Source organism: Brevundimonas sp. CURTG3B2_SDJG (genome assembly GCF_057364705.1).
The window spans coordinates 1-2,917 of sequence record NZ_JBNFOJ010000334.1 but is presented as its reverse complement, the minus strand read 5'-3'; the positions used below and the strand labels follow the sequence as shown (position 1 = coordinate 2,917).

General features: G+C 72.5%; 3 protein-coding genes. 1 reads left to right on the top strand and 2 read right to left on the bottom strand.

The window, feature by feature from the left end:
- Positions 1-1,903: lytic transglycosylase domain-containing protein (locus AC2W7C_RS16115; protein ID WP_486002306.1), on the top strand; the 1,903-nt coding region annotated here is incomplete at its 5' end.
- An 82-nt stretch (positions 1,904-1,985) separates the two neighbouring features.
- On the opposite strand, the gene AC2W7C_RS16110 is transcribed toward AC2W7C_RS16115, so the two are convergent.
- Together AC2W7C_RS16110 and AC2W7C_RS16105 are read right to left on the bottom strand one after the other, a co-directional pair.
- Complete coding sequence (locus AC2W7C_RS16110; protein WP_486002305.1) at positions 1,986-2,651, bottom strand: ABC transporter ATP-binding protein; 666 nt, start codon at positions 2,649-2,651, stop codon at positions 1,986-1,988.
- Positions 2,648-2,917: iron chelate uptake ABC transporter family permease subunit (locus AC2W7C_RS16105; RefSeq protein ID WP_486002304.1), on the bottom strand; the 270-nt coding region annotated here is incomplete at its 5' end. The genes AC2W7C_RS16105 and AC2W7C_RS16110, both read right to left, overlap by 4 nt.

The window sequence follows — 2,917 nt, the reverse complement described above, 5'->3', positions numbered from 1 at the left end:
GCCCGCGCCGCCATCAGCCAGATCGGCGACCCCGACCGCGCGCCGGCTGGTCGAATGGGCGCTGCTGGACACCTCCGCCGAGCAGATGTCGTGGGGCGAGGTCGGCGGGGCGGTGAATGGATTCGCCGGTTGGCCGCGCGGCGACAGCCGCCAGCAGGCCGCCGAACGCCTGCTGGACCGATCCTACGCCGGGCCGGACGTGGCGCTGTCGCTGTTCGAGCGCAACGCTCCGGTCACCGCGCAGGGGGCTTTCGCCCTGGCCGAGGCGCTGGACCAGCGCGGCCGCGGCGACGAGGCGCGCCGGCTGATCAAGGACTGGTGGCGGACCCGCTCGTTCGAGGCCGACGTCCAGAGCCGCATCCTGGCGCGCTGGGGCTCGACCCTGACCCAGGACGACCACGACGCGCGGCTGAGCATGCTGCTCTTGGGGCCGCACGGACCGGCGACCCGGGCCATGGTCTCGATGGCCTCGCCCGAGCGGCAGGCCGTGGCCAATGCGGTCATGGCGCTGCGCACCGCCTACAGCCCGGACGCCGTCGTCGCCGGCCTGTCGTCCAGCCAGGCCCGGGATCCCGCGGTCGCCCTTGAGCGGGTGCGCATTCTGCGTTCGCAGAACCGTCAGTCGGAAGCCTTCCCGCTGCTGTCGGCCCTGCCCCCCGCCCCGCTCTCGACCGACGCCCAGAACACCCTGTGGTCCGAGCGCCGCAACTACTTCCTGGACGCCCTGCGCATGGGCAACGCCCAGGCGGCCTACGACGCCATGGCCGGCCACGGCTTCCCCGGCGGCGAGCGCAAGGTGGACGCCGAGTTCTTCGCGGGCTGGGTCGCCCTGACCAAGCTGAACGATCCCGCCCGCGCCGCCGGGCATTTCGAGACCCTGCGCCAGGCCTCGTCCACGCCGATCACCCAGGGCCGCGCCCTCTACTGGCTGGGCCGGGCGGCCGAGGCGCAGGGCAACACGCCGGCGGCGGTGCAGTTCTACCAGGCGGGTTCTCGCCACATCCAGACCTTCTACGCAGCTGCGCCGAGACGCGGACGCATGACGACCCTGACCTTGCCGGAGGACCCCCGGATTTCGGAAGCCGACCGCGCCGCGTTCGAGCAGAACGAGGTGGTGCGCGCCCTTCGCATCCTGGGCGAGACGGGCGAAGCCAGCCTGTTTCGCGTCTTCGCCTACCAGCTGGACGACGACCTGCCCGGGCCGCAGCAGCTGGCCCTGCTGATGGACGTCTCGCGCGGCTACGGCGAAGGCTTCACCGCCATGATGGTCGGGCGCGCCGCCAGCCAGCGCGGCTTCCTGATGCCGGAGAGGCAGTATCCCGTCCGCCGGCCGCCCGCCGTGTCGGGGGCCGCGCCGCTGGAGTTCACCCTGGCCATTACCCGTCAGGAATCCAGCTTCGATCCGCGCGCCCGTTCGCACGCCAACGCCCGCGGCATGATGCAATTCCTGCCCGCGACCGGCCGGCAGGTCGCCCGCCAGCTGGGCCTGCCCTATTCGGACGAGCGGCTGTACGAGCCGGATTTCAACATGACGCTGGGCAGCTTCCACCTGGGCGACCTGATGGGGAATTTCGGCGGTTCGATGCTGCTGACGACCGTCGGCTACAACGCCGGTCCGGCGCGTCCGCCGCAATGGGTGGCGCGCTGCGGCGATCCGCGCGGCGGCGGCGTCGATCCGATCGACTTCATCGAGTGCGCGCCCTTCACCGAGACCCGCAATTACATGATGCGGGTCATGGAGAACATGCAGGTCTACAAGGCCCGCCTGAACGGCGGGACCGGCCCGCTGACCCTGTCCCAGGACCTGCGCCGGGGCGTGCCGCCGTCCAGCGGACCCCAGCCCTATTCGACCTACGGGGCGGAAGAGGCGCTGCGCACGCCGGAGCCCGAGCCTTCGGAATAGCGGCCGCTGGACAGCAGCGGCCCGTCCGGACCTTCGACCCATCGGGCCGACAATCCGAAGACCCGGGCCAGGACGTCCGGTGTCAGCGCCTCCAGGGGATAGGCGTCGGCGCGACGCGGCCATCCGCCAGCACCACGACGCGGTCGGCGTAGCGCGCCGCCAAAGTCAGGTCGTGCAGGCTGACCAGCACCGCCTGACCAGCCCGGGCGCGGGCCCGAAGGCGTTCCAGGACCATCAGCTGCGCGTCCGGATCCAGTCCGGCGATCGGTTCGTCGACCAGAAGCCCCCGCGCGCCGGCGGCCAACGCCCGGGCCAGCAGGACGCGGGCCCGTTCCCCGCCCGACATCTCCGCCACGCCGCGATCGGCCAGATGATCGGCCTCGACCTCCGCCAGGGCCGCAAGGGCGGTCCGCCGGGCGTCGCGGCCAGACAGGAAGGGCGCGCCCAGGGCGGCGACTTCCAGCGCGGGCAGGTTCCAGGCGATACGCCGTTCTTGCGGCAGATAGGCCGCTCTCGCCGCGCGATCCCGAGAGGACAGCGTTCTGATGTCGTCGCCCCCCGAGCGAACGACGCCCCTCGTGAGGGGCAACAAGCTCGCGAAGGCTCGGATCAGGCTGGACTTGCCCGCCCCGTTGGGGCCGACGACGGCCACCAGTTCGCCGGCCTCCACCTGAACGTCCGCGCCGTCCAGCACGGGACGGCCGCCAAGGCTGGCGTCGGCGTCCCACATCGTCAGGAACGCCGTCACAGCCGCCACTCCCGCGCCGCCCGCCAGGCGATCAGGGCGAACAGGGGCGCGCCGACCAGGGCGGTGAAGACGCCCAGCTTCAACTCTTGATCCGTCGGCGTCAGACGCGCCAGCAGGTCGGCGAGCACCAGCATCAGTCCGCCAGTCAGGGCGGCGGGAAGCAGCAGCCGCGCGGGGTCGCCGCGCACCAGGCTACGGACCAGATGCGGCGCCGCCAGGCCGACGAAGCCGATCACCCCGGCGACGGCTACCGCCGCCCCCGGTCG